This window comes from Cupriavidus sp. 207A1 (assembly GCF_057798955.1).
Genome location: NZ_JBYOJO010000013.1, coordinates 96,673 through 114,177, shown reverse-complemented (window position 1 = coordinate 114,177; position 17,505 = coordinate 96,673). Strand labels below are relative to the sequence as shown.

At 63.7% G+C, this 17,505-nt stretch carries 17 protein-coding genes and 1 tRNA gene; 5 read left to right on the top strand and 13 right to left on the bottom strand.

All coding sequences use genetic code 11. The annotated features are described in order from the left end of the window. The first annotated feature begins 1 nt into the window (after window position 1). Entirely contained in the window at window positions 2-955 is a 954-nt protein-coding gene (locus tag AC3FMM_RS22980; protein WP_488687530.1) for a sugar kinase, read from the top strand. A 70-nt stretch (window positions 956-1,025) separates the two neighbouring features. On the opposite strand, the gene AC3FMM_RS22975 is transcribed toward AC3FMM_RS22980, so the two are convergent. The 3 genes from AC3FMM_RS22975 to AC3FMM_RS22965 all read right to left on the bottom strand — a co-directional run bounded on the left by AC3FMM_RS22975 (window position 1,026) and on the right by AC3FMM_RS22965 (window position 4,309). Continuing rightward, the gene (locus AC3FMM_RS22975; RefSeq protein WP_488687529.1) at window positions 1,026-2,030 is read right to left on the bottom strand and encodes a Bug family tripartite tricarboxylate transporter substrate binding protein; all 1,005 of its coding nucleotides are present in this window, start codon (window positions 2,028-2,030) and stop codon (window positions 1,026-1,028) included. Between the two features lie 15 nt (window positions 2,031-2,045). Beyond that, window positions 2,046-3,467, bottom strand: coding sequence for an amidase family protein (locus AC3FMM_RS22970; protein ID WP_488687528.1), 1,422 nt, complete (start codon window positions 3,465-3,467; stop codon window positions 2,046-2,048). Window positions 3,468-3,574: 107 nt separating this feature from the next. After that, the gene (locus AC3FMM_RS22965) at window positions 3,575-4,309 is read right to left on the bottom strand and encodes a FadR/GntR family transcriptional regulator (protein ID WP_488687526.1); all 735 of its coding nucleotides are present in this window, start codon (window positions 4,307-4,309) and stop codon (window positions 3,575-3,577) included. 304 nt (window positions 4,310-4,613) lie between these two features. On the opposite strand from AC3FMM_RS22965, the gene AC3FMM_RS22960 reads away from it, so the two are divergent. Next, complete coding sequence (locus tag AC3FMM_RS22960) at window positions 4,614-4,934, top strand: 2TM domain-containing protein (protein ID WP_111521372.1); 321 nt, start codon at window positions 4,614-4,616, stop codon at window positions 4,932-4,934. A 37-nt stretch (window positions 4,935-4,971) separates the two neighbouring features. On the opposite strand, the gene AC3FMM_RS22955 is transcribed toward AC3FMM_RS22960, so the two are convergent. Then, entirely contained in the window at window positions 4,972-5,733 is a 762-nt protein-coding gene (locus AC3FMM_RS22955) for a LytR/AlgR family response regulator transcription factor (RefSeq protein WP_115711077.1), read from the bottom strand. Window positions 5,734-5,747: 14 nt separating this feature from the next. Then, on the bottom strand, window positions 5,748-6,662 hold the full coding sequence (locus tag AC3FMM_RS22950; protein ID WP_115711079.1) for a sensor histidine kinase: 915 nt from the start codon (window positions 6,660-6,662) through the stop codon (window positions 5,748-5,750). Between the two features lie 322 nt (window positions 6,663-6,984). Here AC3FMM_RS22950 and AC3FMM_RS22945 point away from each other — a divergent pair, with 322 nt between their 5' ends. Next, the gene (locus tag AC3FMM_RS22945) at window positions 6,985-8,820 is read left to right on the top strand and encodes a DEAD/DEAH box helicase (RefSeq protein ID WP_326347794.1); all 1,836 of its coding nucleotides are present in this window, start codon (window positions 6,985-6,987) and stop codon (window positions 8,818-8,820) included. 61 nt (window positions 8,821-8,881) lie between these two features. On the opposite strand, the gene AC3FMM_RS22940 is transcribed toward AC3FMM_RS22945, so the two are convergent. The 6 genes from AC3FMM_RS22940 to petA form a co-directional block, all read right to left on the bottom strand. Next, a tRNA-Thr gene (locus AC3FMM_RS22940) sits at window positions 8,882-8,957 on the bottom strand. A 51-nt stretch (window positions 8,958-9,008) separates the two neighbouring features. After that, window positions 9,009-9,497: a ClpXP protease specificity-enhancing factor gene (locus tag AC3FMM_RS22935; protein ID WP_111521356.1), complete on the bottom strand. Its 489-nt coding sequence runs from the start codon at window positions 9,495-9,497 to the stop codon at window positions 9,009-9,011. Between the two features lie 58 nt (window positions 9,498-9,555). Beyond that, a complete protein-coding gene (locus AC3FMM_RS22930; protein WP_010812311.1) occupies window positions 9,556-10,167 on the bottom strand; it encodes a glutathione S-transferase N-terminal domain-containing protein in 612 nt (203 codons plus the stop codon). Between the two features lie 214 nt (window positions 10,168-10,381). Further along, window positions 10,382-11,125 carry a cytochrome c1 gene (locus AC3FMM_RS22925; protein WP_012354072.1) on the bottom strand — a complete coding sequence of 248 codons (744 nt, stop codon included), beginning with the start codon at window positions 11,123-11,125 and terminating at the stop codon, window positions 10,382-10,384. 36 nt (window positions 11,126-11,161) lie between these two features. After that, window positions 11,162-12,565 carry a cytochrome b gene (locus tag AC3FMM_RS22920; protein WP_115711082.1) on the bottom strand — a complete coding sequence of 468 codons (1,404 nt, stop codon included), beginning with the start codon at window positions 12,563-12,565 and terminating at the stop codon, window positions 11,162-11,164. A gap of 2 nt (window positions 12,566-12,567) precedes the next feature. Further along, window positions 12,568-13,185, bottom strand: a complete 618-nt coding sequence (petA, locus tag AC3FMM_RS22915) for a ubiquinol-cytochrome c reductase iron-sulfur subunit (RefSeq protein WP_018004948.1) — start codon at window positions 13,183-13,185, stop codon at window positions 12,568-12,570. 214 nt (window positions 13,186-13,399) lie between these two features. Between petA and mscL the strand changes: the two genes are divergently transcribed. Then, window positions 13,400-13,825 (top strand): large conductance mechanosensitive channel protein MscL, encoded by a 426-nt coding sequence (gene mscL, locus AC3FMM_RS22910; protein ID WP_116313180.1) that lies wholly within the window; start codon window positions 13,400-13,402, stop codon window positions 13,823-13,825. A gap of 56 nt (window positions 13,826-13,881) precedes the next feature. Here mscL and AC3FMM_RS22905 read toward each other — a convergent pair whose 3' ends face one another. Beyond that, window positions 13,882-14,628 carry a Nif3-like dinuclear metal center hexameric protein gene (locus tag AC3FMM_RS22905; RefSeq protein WP_115681294.1) on the bottom strand — a complete coding sequence of 249 codons (747 nt, stop codon included), beginning with the start codon at window positions 14,626-14,628 and terminating at the stop codon, window positions 13,882-13,884. A 20-nt stretch (window positions 14,629-14,648) separates the two neighbouring features. Between AC3FMM_RS22905 and AC3FMM_RS22900 the strand changes: the two genes are divergently transcribed. Continuing rightward, on the top strand, window positions 14,649-15,842 hold the full coding sequence (locus tag AC3FMM_RS22900) for a Do family serine endopeptidase (protein ID WP_018004945.1): 1,194 nt from the start codon (window positions 14,649-14,651) through the stop codon (window positions 15,840-15,842). A 417-nt stretch (window positions 15,843-16,259) separates the two neighbouring features. Here AC3FMM_RS22900 and AC3FMM_RS22895 read toward each other — a convergent pair whose 3' ends face one another. Next, window positions 16,260-17,354, bottom strand: a complete 1,095-nt coding sequence (locus tag AC3FMM_RS22895; protein WP_115711084.1) for a porin — start codon at window positions 17,352-17,354, stop codon at window positions 16,260-16,262. Window positions 17,355-17,505 lie beyond the last annotated feature (151 nt).

The window sequence follows — 17,505 nt, the reverse complement described above, 5'->3', positions numbered from 1 at the left end:
GATGCGGGCGACCTTCGACATCGTCGCGCTCGGCGAGCCCATGGTCGAGTTCAATCACGCCGGCCCGCGCGATTCGCGCACCTATGTGCAGGGCTTTGGCGGCGATACCTCCAACGCCATCATCGCCGCGGCACGCCAGGGGGCGCGGTGCGCCTACCTGACCAGGCTGGGCGACGATGAATTCGGCCGCATGTGCCTGTACCTGTTGCGCACCGAGCGCGTCGACACCAGCGCCGTCGTCATCGACGCTTCGGCACCTACCGGCCTCTACTTCGTCCATCACGGGCCTGAAGGCCACGCCTTCACCTATCGGCGCGCGGGTTCCGCCGCGAGCCGGCTGCAGCCCTCGGACCTGCCGGTCGCAATGATTGAAAGGGCCACGTGGTTCCATGTCTCGGGAATCAGCCAGGCCATCAGCAACTCCGCCGCGCGTACCGTGCGCGAGGCCGTCCGCATTGCGCGCCAGGCTGGCACCAAGGTGTCCTACGACCCCAACCTGCGGCTGGCGCTCTGGACCCTGGAGCGCGCCCGGGAAGTGATCGTCGCCACTCTTCCCCTGTGCGACCTGTTCCTGCCAAGCCTTGACGACGTGCGTCTGCTTGCAGGCATCGACGATCCCGCCGGCATCGTGGCGTGGTGCCACCGGATGGGCGCACGGCAGGTGGTGCTAAAGCTGGGCAAACAGGGCTGCCTGGTATCCGACGGCGTGCAGCTGACCGTCGTGGCGCCGTACCGCGTCGACGCGGTCGATGCCACCGGTGCAGGCGATTGCTTCGACGGGACTTATCTCGCGCGTCTGGTGGCCGGCGATGACCCTGTGTCCGCCGCGCGATGGGCCGGCGTGGCGGCGGCGCTGGCCACCACGGGCTACGGCGCCGTGGCACCGCTGCCGCGGGGGCAAGCGGTCCGGCGTGCGCTGTCAGGGCAAGACCGGGCAGCCAGCTCGGCTGCCTGAGCGGCTGCCTGAGCGGCTGCCTGAGCGGCTGCGGCTGCGCCTGCTGCCTGCCACATGCCGTGCGCGCCGATCAATCCCCCTTGAAGCCAGACGCCTTGATCACCGGCGTCCAGCGTGCGGACAGTGCGCCGGCATACCTGGCGACTTCTTCCGTGGTGCCGCCGGGCAGGATGTCATAGCCGGCGCGCGCCAGCTTGTCGCGCACGTCCGGCATTGCTAGGACCTTGCGCACGGCCTGATACCACTGCGTCGCCACCTCGGGCGGCGTGCCGGCGCGGACATAGAGCAGGTAGCGCGACGAGGTCACGAGGTTGGGAAAGCCGGATTCCGCAAAGGTCGGCACATCGGGCAAGGCATCGGCACGCTTTTCGCCTGCCACGGCTAGCACGCGCAGCTTGCCGCCGCGATGCAGTTCGGTAAAGGTGGTGATGGCGTCCATGCCTGCCGCGATCTGGTTGCCCATCATTTCCGTCGCCATCGCCGCGCCACCGCGATATGGCACCAGCGTGCTGCCGGTGCGGGACTGACTGACAAACTCGACGGCAAGGAAGTGCAGCAGCGTGCCGACCGTGCTGATGCCGATCGCATACTCGGCCGGTCTGGCCCGGGCGGCCTTGACGAAGTCCGCCAGCGTCCTGATCGAAGAGCTGGCGCTGACCGCTATGCCGAACTGGACGCCGGTCACATCGGTGATCGCCGTGAAATCGGTGGCGGGGTTGAAACGCATATTGCTGTAGATCAGCGGCCCGATGAACATCGGATCGACCGGTGCGAGCAGAACGGTGTTGCCGTCGGCGGGCGCGTTCTTCAGGAATTCCGCCGCCACGCGCGTGCCGGCACCGGGCCGGCTTTCAACGATGACAGTACGGCCCATGGCTTCTCTCAGCTTCTCGGACAGCAGGCGGCCCATGTAGTCGGCCGGCCCGCCCGGCGGAAACGGCACGATGATGCGCGATACGGTCTGCCCCCATGCAGCCCTGGAAAGCAAGCCACCGGTGCAAAATGCTGCAGCGGTGGCCGCCAGCATGGCGCGGCGGGAAAGCTGTGGGGCGTAAGCACGACTGCGATCGTTCATGGCAAGCTCCTGGGTCTAGATGCCGGGTTGCACGTCGGTGAAAGGGGTAAAGCGCGCCGCGTCTTCCACTATCTCGCCGGCGTGCAGCAACAGGTCCTCCCGGTAGCGCCATGCCATCAGCTGCACGCCGACGGGCACGCCACCGGCCATGCCTGTCGGCACGGACAGTCCCGGCATGCCCAGCATCGCCGTTGCCAGCAGTGGGCTCTGGGCGTCGAGCAAGGCCCGGCTTTCTTCGGGCGTGCGGATATCCGCGTCCTGCACGCTGGGGCGCTGCCACGACACCGGCATCAACACCAGCGGATACGTTTGCATGAACATCGACCAGTTTCGGGCGATCGCCTGGCGCCGTGCCAGCGCATCGAGAAAGCCATCGCGATCGGTTTGCTGCATCCCGTCCAGCATATTGCGCTGGCTTTGCCGCATCGCTTCATCGCCATGCTGGTCCACACCTGCGATGATGTTGCGGCGGCTGTCGTCGACCGTAAGCGTGCGCCACAGCGCCGCCGCTTCCAGGAAGTCGGGCAGGCGGGCTTCCTCGACGGCGTAGCCCGCTTGCTGCAGCCAGTGCGCGGCACGGTCCAGCGCTGCGCTGACCGCGGGATCGATGGGAATGCCCGGACAGCGGCTGAACAACGCCACGCGGATCGGCCCTTGTGGGAGCGGCAATTCCAGCGGCACCGGCACCCAGGCCGGGTCGCGCGCGTCGTATCGGGCCATGGCGTGGTAGCCAAGCCGCAGGTCGGCAATGCTGCGCGCAAGCGGGCCCTGCACGGACATCAGTTGTGGCGTGATGCTGCGCTCGGCGGTGGCCGACGGGTTGTACGCCGGCACCCGCCCTGCCGTTGGCCGCAGACCGTGCACGCCGCAGGCATAGGCCGGATAGCGAATCGAGCCGCCGATGTCATTGCCATGCGCCAGCGCCCCCATGCCGGCGGCGACGGCGGACGCGGCCCCGCCGCTGGAGCCACCCGGGGTGATATCCGCATTCCACGGGTTCAGCGTGCGCCCATGCAGGCCGTTTTCCGTAAACCACCGCGATGAATAGGTTGCCGTATTGCTGCGCCCGACGATGATGGCCCCGGCACTGCGCCAGTTCGCCACCACGGGTGCGTCCTCGCGCGCGACGTTGTGCTTCAGCGGAATCACGCCATTGGTGGTGGCATGGCCGGCCTGGTCGACATTGATCTTGATCGTGACTGGCACGCCATGGAGCGGCCCCAGTTCGGCGCCCTCGGCCACCTTTCGGTCAGCGGCATCGGCACTGGCCAGCGCCTCTTCCGCCAGCACTTCCGGCAGCGCGTTTAGTCTTGGGTTAAGGGCTTCGATGCGCTCCAGCACGCTGGACGTGACCTCGCGGCAGGAGATCTCGCGCCGCCGCACGGCATCGGCAACATCGACAGCGCTCCAGCGCCAAAGCGATTCAACAGGTTTCACGTCAGGGCTCCCAGGATTCAGGCAATAGGAATCCCGCCCGCCGTGTCGGCTGCGACGCTGGCGGTTGGGTGTGCAGAAAAAGGGGGGGACGCTGGCGCGTCAGGGAATCAGTCGCCCGGGCTCATCAGCAAGCTCCCGCGATCCACCCGGGATTCGGCTTCCAGGGCCAGCGCTTCCGCATGCGCCATGTGCTCTTGCATCAGGGCACGCGCACGTTCCGGGTCGCGCGACCGGAAGGCTTCGATCAGCGCGCTGTGGCTGTGGAAGATCTCTTCATCGAAGTCGCCGAAATCGTCTTGCGCGTTTCGTACCACGATGACACGGCGGATGATGTCATTGAGCAGGCGGCAGAACAGCACCAGCATCGGACTGCTGCAGGCGTCGGCGAGGCGATCGTGAAACAGCAGGTCGGCCTCGCGCCGCTCGTTCCAGTCCGCGCTGCCGCCATGTTCCGGGTGGCTCAATCCGACCAGGGCTTCGAGATCGTCGATGTCGGCATCGGTCAGGCGCAAGGCGGCGTTGGCGGCCAGTTCCGGTTCCACCGCGCGGCGCAGCGCATAGAGCGTGACAATGTCGACGGACTGGAAGTACAGGAAGTTGGAAACCGCCTCCAGGCATCGCTCATACGGCGGCTGCGTCAGCGTGGCGCCGCCGTTCGGCCCCGTACTGACCTTGACCAGCCCCTGCGCTTGCAACGAGGCAAGCGCCTCGCGCACCGTGCCGCGCGCCACGCCCATCTGTTCGATCAGGGCCGCTTCCTGCGGCAGCTTGTTTCCGACCTTCTGGTGCGTCTGCACGATCCAGCGCTTGATATCGCTGACCACCTGGTCCGAACGCTTCACGCGTTTGCTGCCCTCTATCTGTGGCGCAGGCTTGGAACTCATGGTTGCCTATTTATGATCATAATTATCATGATTATGAGCGACGAGTCAGCTTTTCCTATGCGGGTATTCCCCGGCAGCAGGCGGGGAGGGCTGGATCCAAGCACAGGAAGTCGGGGCAAGGCAGGGCCAAAGCGGCCGACATTCGCGCAGTCCGCGTGCCCGATTACGAACGAAATCCGTCGATTCAGCCCATGGGCCTGGAACGGCGCCTGGCGGTGGCCTATACCTGTCGCATCCAACCTTCCTGACGACGAGGTATCCGATGCACCACGCCTTCCCTCCGAACGACCCCAATGCCATGGCCTACTGGCGCGCGCGCCGCATGGTGCGCGCCCTGCGCGGCTGGTATATCCACCTGCTGGTCTACGCCGTGGTCAATGCGTGGTTGTGGTTCCGCTTCTTCTACTTCCCGTCGCCGCCCTGGTCGCATTACGCCACCACCGGCTGGCCCTGGCCGCTGACCACCACGCTGGCCTGGGGCCTGGGGCTGGCCTTGCACGGCTTGCTGGTCTGGAGCCGGCTGTCGCGCCGCGGCCGAGACTGGGAACAGCGCAAGATCCAGGAATTCATGGATCGGCACTAGCCGGCCCTGTGGCCGGCGCCCCACGACACCGGCCGGCTTACATCTGCCGGAACCGATGCATGTAGGCGCGCGACACCGGCAGTTCGGCATCGCTGGCGCGCATCCTGACAAAGAGCCGGCCCGACTCGTCGCGCCGCGTGCCGGCCACGTATTCCATATTGACGATGGACGAGCGGTGGATCTGCCAGAACACCTCCGGGTCCAGGCCGGCCATCAGTTCCGCCAGCGGCGTGCGGATCAGGTGCTCGCCATCCCGGGTATGCACCACCACATACTTGTCGTCGCTCTGGAAGTACATCACCTCCTGGATCGGCACGTGGCTGGTGGTATTGCCGCGGCTGGCCCGGACCCACCGCAGTTGGCCGCCACCTTCCGCGCGCGGCTGGGCGCGTGTCAGCTGGTTCAGCAGCTGCGCCAGTTCGGGCAGGGGCGCCGCCTCCTGCAACGCCTTGCGCAAGCGCTCGATGGTGCGGCCGAGCCGTTCCTCGCTGACCGGCTTGACCAGATAGTCCACCGCCGCGCGCTCGAACGCATCGAGCGCAAATTCGTCATAGGCCGTGACGAACACCAGCCGCGTATCGGATTCGATGCCCTGCGCCACTTCCAGCCCGGACAGGCCGGGCATCTTGATATCGAGGAAGGCCACGCTCGGCGACAACCGTGCAATGGCGTCGGCGGCCTCGATGCCGTTGATCGCCTCGGCAACGATCTGCAACTCCGGCCACAGGCGCTGCAGCTTGCCACGCAGGTACGCACGCAGGTGCTCTTCGTCATCGGCAATCAGGGCGGTTGGCGTCATCGGGCGTCTCCGGTTCAGGATGCAGTCGGCAGCGGGAGATCGATCAGTACGGCAGTGCCGGGCGAGCGCTCTTCAATCCTGACGTGCGCGTCGCCGTCATACAGCACTGCCAGCCGTTCGCGCAGGTTCGACAGCCCAACGCCTGCACCAGCCGATGGCCGAAAACCCATGCCATCGTCCTCGATCGTCGCCAGCATGCGCGCGCCGCGCCGCTCCAGCCGGACCAGCAGCCGCCCGCCTTCGATCTTCGGCTCCAGGCCATGCTTGATCGCATTCTCGACCACCGGCTGCAGCAACATCGGCGCCAGCGGCATCGGTTCGAGTTGCGGGTCGACATCGACCGTGTAATGCAGCCGCTCACCCATGCGAATGCGGATCAGCGCCAGATAGTCGCGCAGCAGCTTCGCCTCCTGCGCCACCGTGCCTTGCGTCGCGCGGCTGGCGGCAAGCGACGCGCGCAGGTAGGCGATGAAATGCTCCAGCATCATCGTCGCCTTCTGCGGCGCGGGCTCGATCAGGCTGACCACGTTGGCCAGCGTGTTGAACAGGAAGTGCGGCTCGATCTGCGCCTGCAGCAGCTTCATGCGCGCCTCGACCAACTGCTTTTCCGTCGACAGCGTGCGCACCTGTTCCTGCGCCATGTATTCGGCAATCTTGCGCTCTTCCCACCGCCGCCCCAGCAGGCCCACACGTCCCCAGGTCATGATCCCGTGCACTGCCAGGCCGATCCCCCACCCCATCAGCGGACCACCGGCCCAGGGCCGATGCGACGATCCCATCAGATGGAAGCCGATCAGCATCGCGTTCACCACCACGTAGACCAGGGCGTGCAGATAGAAGAAGCGCAACGCGCGCACGCGGTGGCGGGCTTCTTCATAGGCACGTTGCTCGGGGGCTGCGCGCCAGAGGCGGTAGTGGGGGAAAGGCACGGGTGGGTGGTTGGGGCGGCGATTGGGCGCAGGTTACCACTGGCTTCAGCGTTCTGACATGACGGTGCCGCAAACCGACAGGTTGACGGTGTGAATCGACGGAGAACAGGTGCCGATGGCCGGCCGTCTTGCTACCCCGCTAGGCGGGTCCGTCGATACAAAGCCAAGAGCGAATCACCAAATTTGCCGAAATGACCACTGCCCTGGTTTTGTGCATACAATGGCCGCATAACAAGCCTGCCTGACCGCCGTCGCACTGGGTCCGCGACAACAAGCGGCGGCCAGCGCAGTTCCTAACGGGCAATAAGAAGAGCAACAAGACATGGCCACGCTGATTCCCGCGCTGAGTTCGGTCACTTCACGCATGACCAGTGGAGAGAGACGCTTCGCCGAGCGTCTGGAGACCAAGCTGGAGGACGATTACCTGTGTTGGTATGACGTCGCCATCGGCGAGAAGACCAGACATCCCGATTTCATCGTCTTCCATCCGAGCCGCGGCTTACTGGTGCTGGAGGTCAAGGACTGGCGGCTGGATACCATCCGGGAGATCGACAAGCGCGGGGTCGCGCTGCTGACGGATCGTGGCCTGGTACGAGAGTCGAATCCACTCGAGCAGGCCAGGCAGTACATGTTCTATGTTACCGACCTGCTGCAGCGCGATCCACTTCTGGTCTGGCCCAGCGGTTCACTGAAGGGCAAACCCTTTTTCCCGTACGGCTGCGGCGCCGTGCTCTCCAACATCACGCGAGCCCAGTTCGACAAGACCAACCTCGGCGACGTCCTGCCACCGCATTTGGTGATCTGCCAGGATGAAATGTACGAGACGGTCGATGCAGAGCGCTTCCAGCAGCGCTTGTGGGAAATGTTCCCGGTCAAGTTCACCTTCAAGCTTTCTCTGCCGCAAATCGAACGGATCCGCTGGCACCTGTTCCCGCAAATCCGCATGCCGGAACAGCGCACGCTGTTTCCCGAAAACGCTGCCGCGCCGCTGGAAATGCCCGACATACTGCGCGTCATGGATCTCCAGCAGGAGCAACTCGCGCGCAGTCTCGGCGAGGGGCACCGGGTCATTCATGGTGTCGCCGGCTCCGGCAAGACCATGATTCTTGGCTACCGGGCTGAACATTTGGCCAAAATTGTCACCCGGCCTGTCCTCGTGCTCTGTTACAACAAGACCCTGGCGGCCAATCTGGCTGCGACCATGGCCGAAAAAGGCATCGAAGGGAAGATCCACGTCTACAACTTCCACGCTTGGTGCGCCCGGCAGCTCGAAACCTACAACATTGACCGGCCAAAGGGACGCCCAAGCGATGCGCTGTTTGAGGAAATGGTGAATCGGGTTATCCAAGGCGTAGACCGCAAGGCCATCCCGGCAGGCCAGTACGACGCGGTATTGATCGACGAAGGCCATGACTTCAGGCCGGAGTGGTTCAAGCTCGTCGTCCAGATGGTCAATCCGGAGAGCAATTCGCTGCTGGTGCTGTATGACGATGCCCAGTCCATTTACGGCGGCGCTACGAAGCGGGGGATGACCTTCGCCAGCGTAGGCATTCAGGCGCGCGGGCGCACCACCGTTCTTAAGCTTAACTATCGCAATACCCAGGAAATATTGGCCGTTGCGCGCAGTTTTGCGGACGACTTGCTGCGGCCGACAGAGGCTGCGGAAGACGAAGCACCAACGGTTCAGCCGGTCGGCGCTGGCCGGCGCGGGCACAAGCCGCTGTTGATCGAATTGCCAACTGTCGAGGCCGAAGCGGAACGCATTGCACAGATTCTGGCTGACGAAAATCGGGCCGGCACGCCGTGGTCAGACATGGCGGTGCTCTATCGTCATCGCGACACTGAAAGCCACGTCGTCGACGCGCTGACCCGCAAAGGTATTCCTTTCGATTCTCCACAGGTCAGCAACAAGCGATTTAAGCCCGGCGCGGACAGCGTCAAGGTCATCACCATGCATAGCAGCAAGGGACTAGAGTTTCCGCTGGTGTGTATTCCGGCCATCGGCATGCCGCATAAGCATGACGAGGCGGAAGTAGATGAGGCGCGACTGATGTACGTCGCCATGACGCGGGCTACCCGACAACTGGTACTGACCCATGGCGCAACGTCCCGGTTTTCGGGGAAGCTCCGGGCTGCCGTGGCCCTGTTGTCCTCGTGACAACGCTCGGACACCGCCAAAGCAAAACGGGCTACGCAATGCGTAGCCCGTCTTTCAATTCTGGTGCCGGCTGCAGGACTCGAACCCGCCACCTGATGATTACAAATCAACTGCTCTACCTGATGAGCTAAGCCGGCATATTGATGCAGACCGCGATTCTACTGCATTGCGGTCGGCTTTGGGATGGCTTACTTCACCACTTTCAGTGCGGGCTTCTTGCCGCCGATGCGGGGCACCGGGGGCGGCGTGTCGTCGTCGCCCGGGCCGGTGTCGCTGGTGGTTGCCGGGGTCTCGGCTTCGACCGGGGCGAGCTTGGGCGGCGGGTTGTTTTCACGCTCGGTGGCGGCCTGGGTTTCCGGCACGCTGCGTTCGACCGGGAAGGCCATGCCCTGTCCGTTCTCTCGGGCGTAGATCGCCAGCACGTTCTCGACGGGCACGTCGATCTTGCGCGAGACACCGCCGAAGCGTGCGCTGAAGGTGATCCACTCGTTGCCCATGTCCAGGCCGCTGGTGGCGTCGAAGCTGACGTTCAGCACGATCTCGTTGTTCTTGACGAACTCGCGCGGCACGTTGGTGTTGGCGTCGACGAAGACGGCGATGTACGGCGTGAAGCCGTTGTCCGTGCACCATTCGTAGATGGCGCGGATCAGGTAGGGCTTGGTGGAGGTTTCAGGCATTGTGCTTCCAATGGCGCCGGCAATGGCCCGAGGGCGGTTGCCGTCGGGCCGGTGCCGGTTAGCGGCGCATCACCTTTTCGGACGGGGTCAGCGCTTCGATGTACGCGGGACGGCTGAAAATGCGTTCAGCATACTTCAGCAGCGGCGCGGCGTTCTTCGACAGCTCGATGCCGTAGTGGTCCAGGCGCCACAGCAGCGGGGCGATGGCGACGTCGAGCATCGAGAACTCTTCGCCCAGCATGTACTTGTTCTTGACGAAGATCGGCGCCAGCTGCGTCAGCCGGTCGCGGATCGCGGCGCGGGCGCGTTCGTGGTTCTTTTCCGCGGCCTTGCCCTTTTCGTTCTCCAGCGTGTAGACGTGGGTGAACAGTTCCTTTTCGAAGTTGAACAGGAACAGGCGGGCGCGGGCGCGCTGCACCGGGTCGGCCGGCATCAGCTGCGGGTGCGGGAAGCGCTCGTCGATATATTCGTTGATGATGTTCGACTCATACAGGATGAGGTCGCGCTCGACCAGGATGGGCACCTGGCCGTACGGGTTCATCACCGAAATATCTTCGGGCTTGTTGAACAGGTCGACGTCGCGGATTTCAAAATCCATGCCTTTTTCGAACAGGACAAGGCGGCAACGTTGGGAAAACGGGCAAGTCGTACCCGAATACAACACCATCATGGTTGGATTCCTTGGGCTTAGCCGGAGCTGGGTCGGACAGTAAGGTCTGCCATTCTGCCAAAGTCGGCTAGCGAAAAGCAAATAAGTGGCAAATGCGGCGCTTTTTCTCGGACTTCTAACTGCTGCAAGTTAGAAAGGCCAGGGGCGGCGCTGCTTTCGCAGCAACCGCCCCTGGCCTGTCTGGATCAGGGCCTGAAGCAGACCCTGGCACAACTTACTTCACATCTTTCCAGTACGCCGCGTTCAGGCGCCAGGCGAACACGGTGAACACGCCCAGGAACAGCAGCACCCAGACGCCCAGGCGCTTGCGGTGGTTCTGCGCAGGCTCGGCCATCCAGTCGAGGAAGCTGACGAGGTCGGCGGTCATCTGGTCGTACTCGACCTTGCTCAGCTTGCCCGGGCTCAGTTGCTCGAAGCCGGCGAACTTGTGCACCTTCTCGCCATGCTCTTCCACTTCAGTGAACTTGGCGGCGCGCTGGCCCTGCAGTTCCCACAGCACGTGCGGCATGCCGACGCTCGGGAACACCAGGTTGTTCCAGCCGGTGGCGCGGCTGTCGTCGCGGTAGAACGTGCGCAGGTAGGTGTAGAGCCAGTCGTCGCCACGGGCGCGCGCGATCACCGACAGGTCCGGCGGCTGCGCGCCGAAGAACGCCTTGGCTTCCTTCGGCTGCATGGCGATGTTCATGGTCTCGCCCACCTTGTCCGCGGTGAACAGCAGGTTCTCGCGGATCTGGTCGTCGGTCAGGCCGATGTCCTTGAGCCGGTTGTAGCGCATCATCGATGCGCCGTGGCAGTTCAGGCAGTAGTTGACGAACACCTTGGCGCCGCGCTGCAGCGACGACAGGTCGGCGGTGTTCACCGGCGCCGGCTCGAGGGGGAAGCCCCCCTCGGATGCCATGGCGGGCGCGCCGGCAATGCAGGCGCCGGCCAGCGCGAGGATCGAAAGCAGCTTTTTCATCTTGTGTCCTTGTGCTCTTGTCGGGGTTCGCTTCGCTCAGTGCGGGTGGAACGTGACACGCTCCGGGACCGGCTTGAACTCGCCGACACGGCTCCACAGCGGCATGGTCAGGAAGAAGGCGAAGTACAGCAGCGTACCCAGCTGCGACACCTTCTCACCAACCGGCGACGGCGGTTGCACGCCGAGATAGCCGAGCACCAGGAACACCACCACGAAGACGATCAGGATGGTCTTGTGGAAAGCGGGACGATAGCGGATGGACTTGACCGGCGAGCAGTCGAGCCACGGCAGGAAGAACAGGATCACCACCGAGCCGCCCATCACCAGCACGCCCCAGAACTTGGCGTCGATGAAGTAGAAGCCCACGGCCAGGATCACCGCGACGGCGACGGCACCGATCTTCACGCGCGCATCCTTGCTGCGCAGGAACAACATGCCGAGCAGCAGCGCGAAGAACACCCACAGGATCGGCAGGAAGTTCGACGTGGTGGCGCGCAGCATCGAGTAGTACGGCGTGAAGTACCAGACCGGCGCGATATGCGGCGGGGTCTTCAGCGGATCGGCCGGGAAGAAGTTGTTATGTTCCAGGAAATAGCCGCCCACTTCCGGGAAGAAGAAGATCACGGCCGAGAACAGGATCAGGAATCCGGCCACGCCCAGGGTGTCATGCACCGAGTAGTACGGGTGGAACGGGATGCCGTCCAGGGGGACGCCATTCTCATCCTTCTTGGCCTTGATCTCGACGCCGTCCGGGTTGTTCGAACCCACTTCGTGCAGCGCGATGATGTGGGCAATGACCAGGGCCAGCAGCACCAGCGGCACGGCGATGACGTGGAACGAGAAGAAGCGGTTCAGCGTGGCATCGCTCACCACGTAGTCGCCGCGGATGAACAGCGACAGGTCCTGGCCGATCACGGGGATCGCCGAGAACAGGTTCACGATCACCTGGGCACCCCAGTACGACATCTGGCCCCACGGCAGCAGGTAGCCCATGAAGGCTTCGGCCATCAGGCACAGGAAGATCAGGCAGCCGAAGATCCAGACCAGCTCGCGCGGCTTGCGGTACGAACCGTACAGCAGCCCGCGGAACATATGCAGGTAGACCACGACAAAGAAGGCCGAGGCGCCGGTCGAGTGCATGTAGCGCACCAGCCAGCCCCAGGGGACTTCGCGCATGATGTATTCCACGCTGGCGAAGGCCACGGGAATGCCGGCGGCATTCAGCGTGGCGTCCGGCTTGTAGTTCATCACCAGGAAGATGCCGGTAACGATCTGGATCACCAGCACCAGCAGCGCCAGCGAACCGAAAAAGTACCAGAAGTTGAAGTTCTTCGGCGCGTAGTAGCGGGACAGGTGGTCTTCCCACAGCTGGGTCGCGGGGAAGCGGGCGTCGATCCAGCCCAGCAGGCCGGTCGTCTTGACTTGTTTTTCGGCCGCCATGATCAGGCTTCTCCTTTCTCGTCCTTGCCGATCACGATCTTGCTTTCGGACAGGAACTGGTAGGGGGGAACATCGAGATTCTGCGGAGCCGGCTTGTTCTTGAAGACGCGCCCGGCCAGATCGAAGGTCGATCCGTGGCAGGGGCAGAGGAAACCGGGATCAGTGCCGAGCTGAGGATTGGCACCGGGGGCGAAGGGGCCCGAGGGGGAACAGCCGAGATGGGAACAGATGCCCACTACCACCAGTACGTCCTTGTGTTCCGGACGCGAACGGGTTTCGTTCTTGCAGTACTCGGGCGTCTGCATGGTGAACGGGATATCGGAATTGGGATCGGCCACTTCGCCGTCCGTCTTCTTCAGCGACGCCAGTTGCTCCTCCGTGCGCCGCATGATCCAGACCGGTTTGCCGCGCCACTCGACGGTCATCATCTCGCCCGGCTTCAGGGCGCCGATATCCGCCTCGACTGGGGCACCCGCGGCCTTGGCCTTCTCCGATGGTGCAAAGGTACTGACGAAAGGAACCGCTACCGCTACGCCTCCGACGCCGCCAGCGACGGATGTCGCGATCAACCAATTGCGGCGACCTTTATCCACGCTCTTCACGTCTTGCTGGTCACTCATTCCAAACCCCAGGGGAAGTCAATTTAGATTTTGCGTCAACCATAAAGTGTACCTTAGACACCTGCGCACTAGATAGGCAGAAAATGCCACGGCCTCGCGCGATTATCGGACATGCATCCCGGAAATCCGCCTGCGTGCTTGATTTCCGGTGAGTGATGCGGCAGGCTTCCAGCTTGAAACCGTTCACCCATCGCCACAAGAAGGAGAACCCCCCATGGGCATGATCTCGGAATTCAGAACCTTCGCCGTACGCGGCAACGTCATCGACCTGGCTGTCGGTGTGATCATTGGCGCGGCGTTCGGCAAGATCGTGGATTCGGTGGTCAACGACCTGATCATGCCGTTGGTGGGCCGTGTTGTGGGCAAGCTGGATTTCTCCAGCATGTTCATTGTTCTGGCGGATCCCCCTCCGGGGACACCGCTGACGCTCGATGCCCTGAAGAAGGCCGGCGTACCGGTATTTGCCTATGGCAACTTCCTGACCATCGTCGTCAACTTCATCATCCTCGCCTTCATCATCTTCCTGATGGTGCGCGCCTTCAACCGGATGCGCGCGGCAGAACCGCCGCCGCCGCCCGCTGCCCCGCCCGAGGAAGTGGCGCTGCTGCGTGAAATCCGTGACAGCCTGAAGGCCCGCTGATTTCGAAGCCAGAACGATAAAACGGCCCCGCTGGGGCCGTTTTGTTTTTTGTCAGATCAGACCGGATTCGGAATATCGATAAAGGTATGGCGCAGGCCGAAGCGTTCGGCCACATGCTGGCCCAGCGAGCGGATGCCATAGCGCTCGGTCGCGTGATGGCCCGCCGCCAGATACGCGACGCCGCTCTCGCGCGCCAGGTGCGTGGTCTGTTCCGAGACTTCGCCGCTCAGATAGGCGTCGACGCCGGCGGCCACCGCGGCATCGAAATACCCTTGCGCCCCACCCGTGCACCAGCCAACGGTGCGGATCATCTGCTCCGGCGCGCCGATCGCCAGCGGTTCCCGCCCCAGCACGCCGCCGACATGCGCAGCCAGCGCGGCAAGCGGCATCGGCGCGGGTAGCGTGCCGGTCCAGCCCAGCTGGTCGTCACTGAAGCGGCCGGTGGGCGTGAAACCGAGCTGCAGGCCAAGTTGCGCGTTATTGCCGAATTCCGGGTGATTATCCAGCGGCAGGTGGTAGGCGAACAGATTGATATCGGCGCCGAGCAGGCGCTTCAGGCGCGCATGCTTCTGCCCCACCACGCGCGCATCCTCGTTTTTCCAGAAATAGCCGTGGTGCACGAGGATGGCGTCGGCGCCCGCCTCGACCGCGGCATCGACCAGCGCCAGGCTTGCCGTCACCCCGGTCACCACGTGTGTGATCTCCGAGCGACCTTGCACTTGCAGCCCATTGGGACAATAGTCCTTGTAGCGGGAAACTTCCAACAGGTCGTTCAAGTACAATTCAAGCTCTTTTGTTTTCATTTTCTGCTCAAAACTCCAATATGTTGCGGCGCTTTTGGCTGTTCTTTGCCCAGGCTGTCACCGTCGTGCTGGCGGTCTGGTTCGTCGTGGCAACGCTCAAGCCTGAATGGCTGCAGAGGGGGCGCGTCGCGGTCCAATCCGGCTCGCCCATCGTGGCGCTCAAGGAGGTCGTGCCCAACGTGTCCGGTCCTGCGGCCGAAGGGTCATACAGCGAAGCCGCCCAGCTGGCCATGCCGGCGGTGGTCAATATCTTTACCAGCAAGAACGGCAACAAGCGCTCGCCCAACCCGCAGGCCGAGGATCCGTGGTTCCGCTTCTTCTTCGGCGACCGCCTGCCGGAGCGGCAGGAGCCGGTTTCCAGCCTGGGGTCGGGCGTCATTGTCAGCGCCGAGGGTTACATTCTAACCAACCACCACGTGGTCGACGGCGCCGACGAGATCGAGATCGCGCTGACCGATGGCCGCAAGGCCAACGCCAAGGTGGTCGGCTCCGATCCGGAAACCGACCTGGCCGTGCTGAAGGTGACGCTCAAGGATCTGCCCGCGATCACGCTGGGCCGGCTCGAGAACGTGAAGGTCGGCGATGTGGTGCTGGCCATCGGCAACCCGTTCGGCGTGGGCCAGACCGTGACCATGGGCATCGTGTCCGCGCTGGGCCGCAGCCACCTGGGTATCAACACCTTCGAGAACTTCATCCAGACCGATGCCGCGATCAACCCCGGCAACTCGGGCGGCGCGCTGGTCGACGCGCAGGGCAACCTGCTGGGCATCAATACGGCGATCTATTCGCGCTCGGGCGGCTCGCTGGGCATCGGCTTCGCCATTCCGGTATCGACGGCCAAGCAGGTAATGGAGTCGATTATCTCGACCGGCAGCGTGACGCGCGGCTGGATCGGCGTCGAGCCGCAGGACATGACGCCGGAGATTGCCGAATCGTTCGGACTCGATGCCAAGGAAGGCGCACTGATTGCCGCCGTGGTCCAGGGCGGTCCGGCCGACAAGGCGGGCGTGCGGCCAGGCGATGTGCTGACCAAGGTGGATGGCTTGTCGATCACGGACACCACGGCGCTTCTCAATGCCATTGCGCAGCTCAAGCCAGGCGTGGACATCAAGATGACCGTGATCCGGCGCGGCAAGCCGACGGACCTGACGGTGACCATCGGCAAGCGGCCACCGCCGCCGCGCCGCTCGCTGCCGTTCGAAGAGGAAGAATAAGCCGGGCCGTGCCTTTGCCGGAGTCAGCAAACCCGCCAGCGATGGCGGGTTTTTTCATGCCCGCATCGATTCCGGGATGGGGCGGTAGCGGGGAGACGGGTCGGCCTGTGTCCGATTTTGGCAGAGCCGCAGCGTCCTGCCTTACAACGCCAGTTGTCCTGGCGATCACAGCCCGTCTGACTGGGTCTGCCACCGTGCCTTGCCTGGCCGCCACTATCCGCGTGGTTTGAATGGGCAAATGCAGACCGGCCCGTCCCAATGGGAATTCGCACGGTCTGACGGCAAGCGGACGCAGTACAAGGCGCCAGCCATTCTATCGATTGCCTCGCCTTGGATTGCGCAAAAGAAAACGCCGGCATCCTTGCGGATGCCGGCGTTTTTCAAGTCAACCGTCAGCGGGCGGAGGCCCGCGTCAGATTAGAACTTGTGGCGCAGGCCGACCACAGCACCGAACTGGTCCTTGCCAGCTTGGACGGTGTTGAAGCCGTTCACGCCCAGCAGCGAACCGTTGTCGTTCAGAGCGTACGACAGCGAGGTGTACACGTCGGTACGCTTCGACAGCGCGTAGTCGGCGGTCACGACGAATTGCCACGGATCGGCGTCGGTCTTGCGGAAGTCTTGGTAGTAAGCAGCGCCCGACAGCGAGAACGCCGGGGTCAGCTGGTAGCCCAGACCCAGCCAGTACAGGTTGGAGGTACCGTTGATGCCCAGCGGGTTAGCGGCAGTCGCGACTTGGCCCGGCAGGGCGGCGCCGTCAGCAGCCTTGGCCCAACGGTAGCCAGCGTACACCTTGGCCGGGCCGAAGGCGTAGTTGGCACCAACGGTGGCGCGGCGGATACGTTGACCGCTTGCGTCGACCGGAGCAGTGGCGGGACCGGTGGTCGTGCCGTGCACTTCGTCATACGCAGCACCAACCGAGAACGGGCCAGCTGCGTAGTTCAGCATGGCGCCGTACTCTTGGCCGCGGCGGAAGGCGCCGGCGGTTTCCTGGCCGTTGTTGTTGAAGCTGTAGAAGGCCGAAGCGGTCAGGCCACCGAACTTGCCGATGTACTTGACGGTGTTGTCAGCGCGCGAAGCGAAAGCGGCGTCCTGAGCCAGGATACCGTAGCGCGACGAGATGGCCATCGGGTCATAGATCAGACCGAAGTCGTAGAAGGCGGTCTGTTGACGGCCCAGCAGCAGCGAACCGAAGTTGCTTTGCAGACCGACGTAGGCTTGACGACCGAACAGACGACCGCCTTGGGCCGAACGACCGTCATCCAGGTCGAAGCCGCTTTCCAGGACGAACACGCCCTTCAGACCGCCACCCAGGTCTTCCACGCCACGCAGGCCCCAGCGCGAACCGGACTGGTTACCCGACGACATGCGGAACAGATCGTCGCCGGCAGCGTTGGCCTTGCTGACGTATTCGAGGCCGACGTCAGCCACGCCGTACAGGGTCACGCTCGACTGGGCATACGCGCCACCAGCGGCCAGAGCGGCGACGGCAGCAGCAAACAGTTTCATCTTCATATCGACACTTTCCTTGTCAACTGATTGGGAAATCTTGGTTGCCCAAGTGCTTGGGCGACGCATTTACATTCACGTCTGCTGCGTATTATGTGCCAGCCCCCCCGGCCGTCAGAAGGCTTTTTCGGCGTAAACCATGCTTACCGGCGGTTTT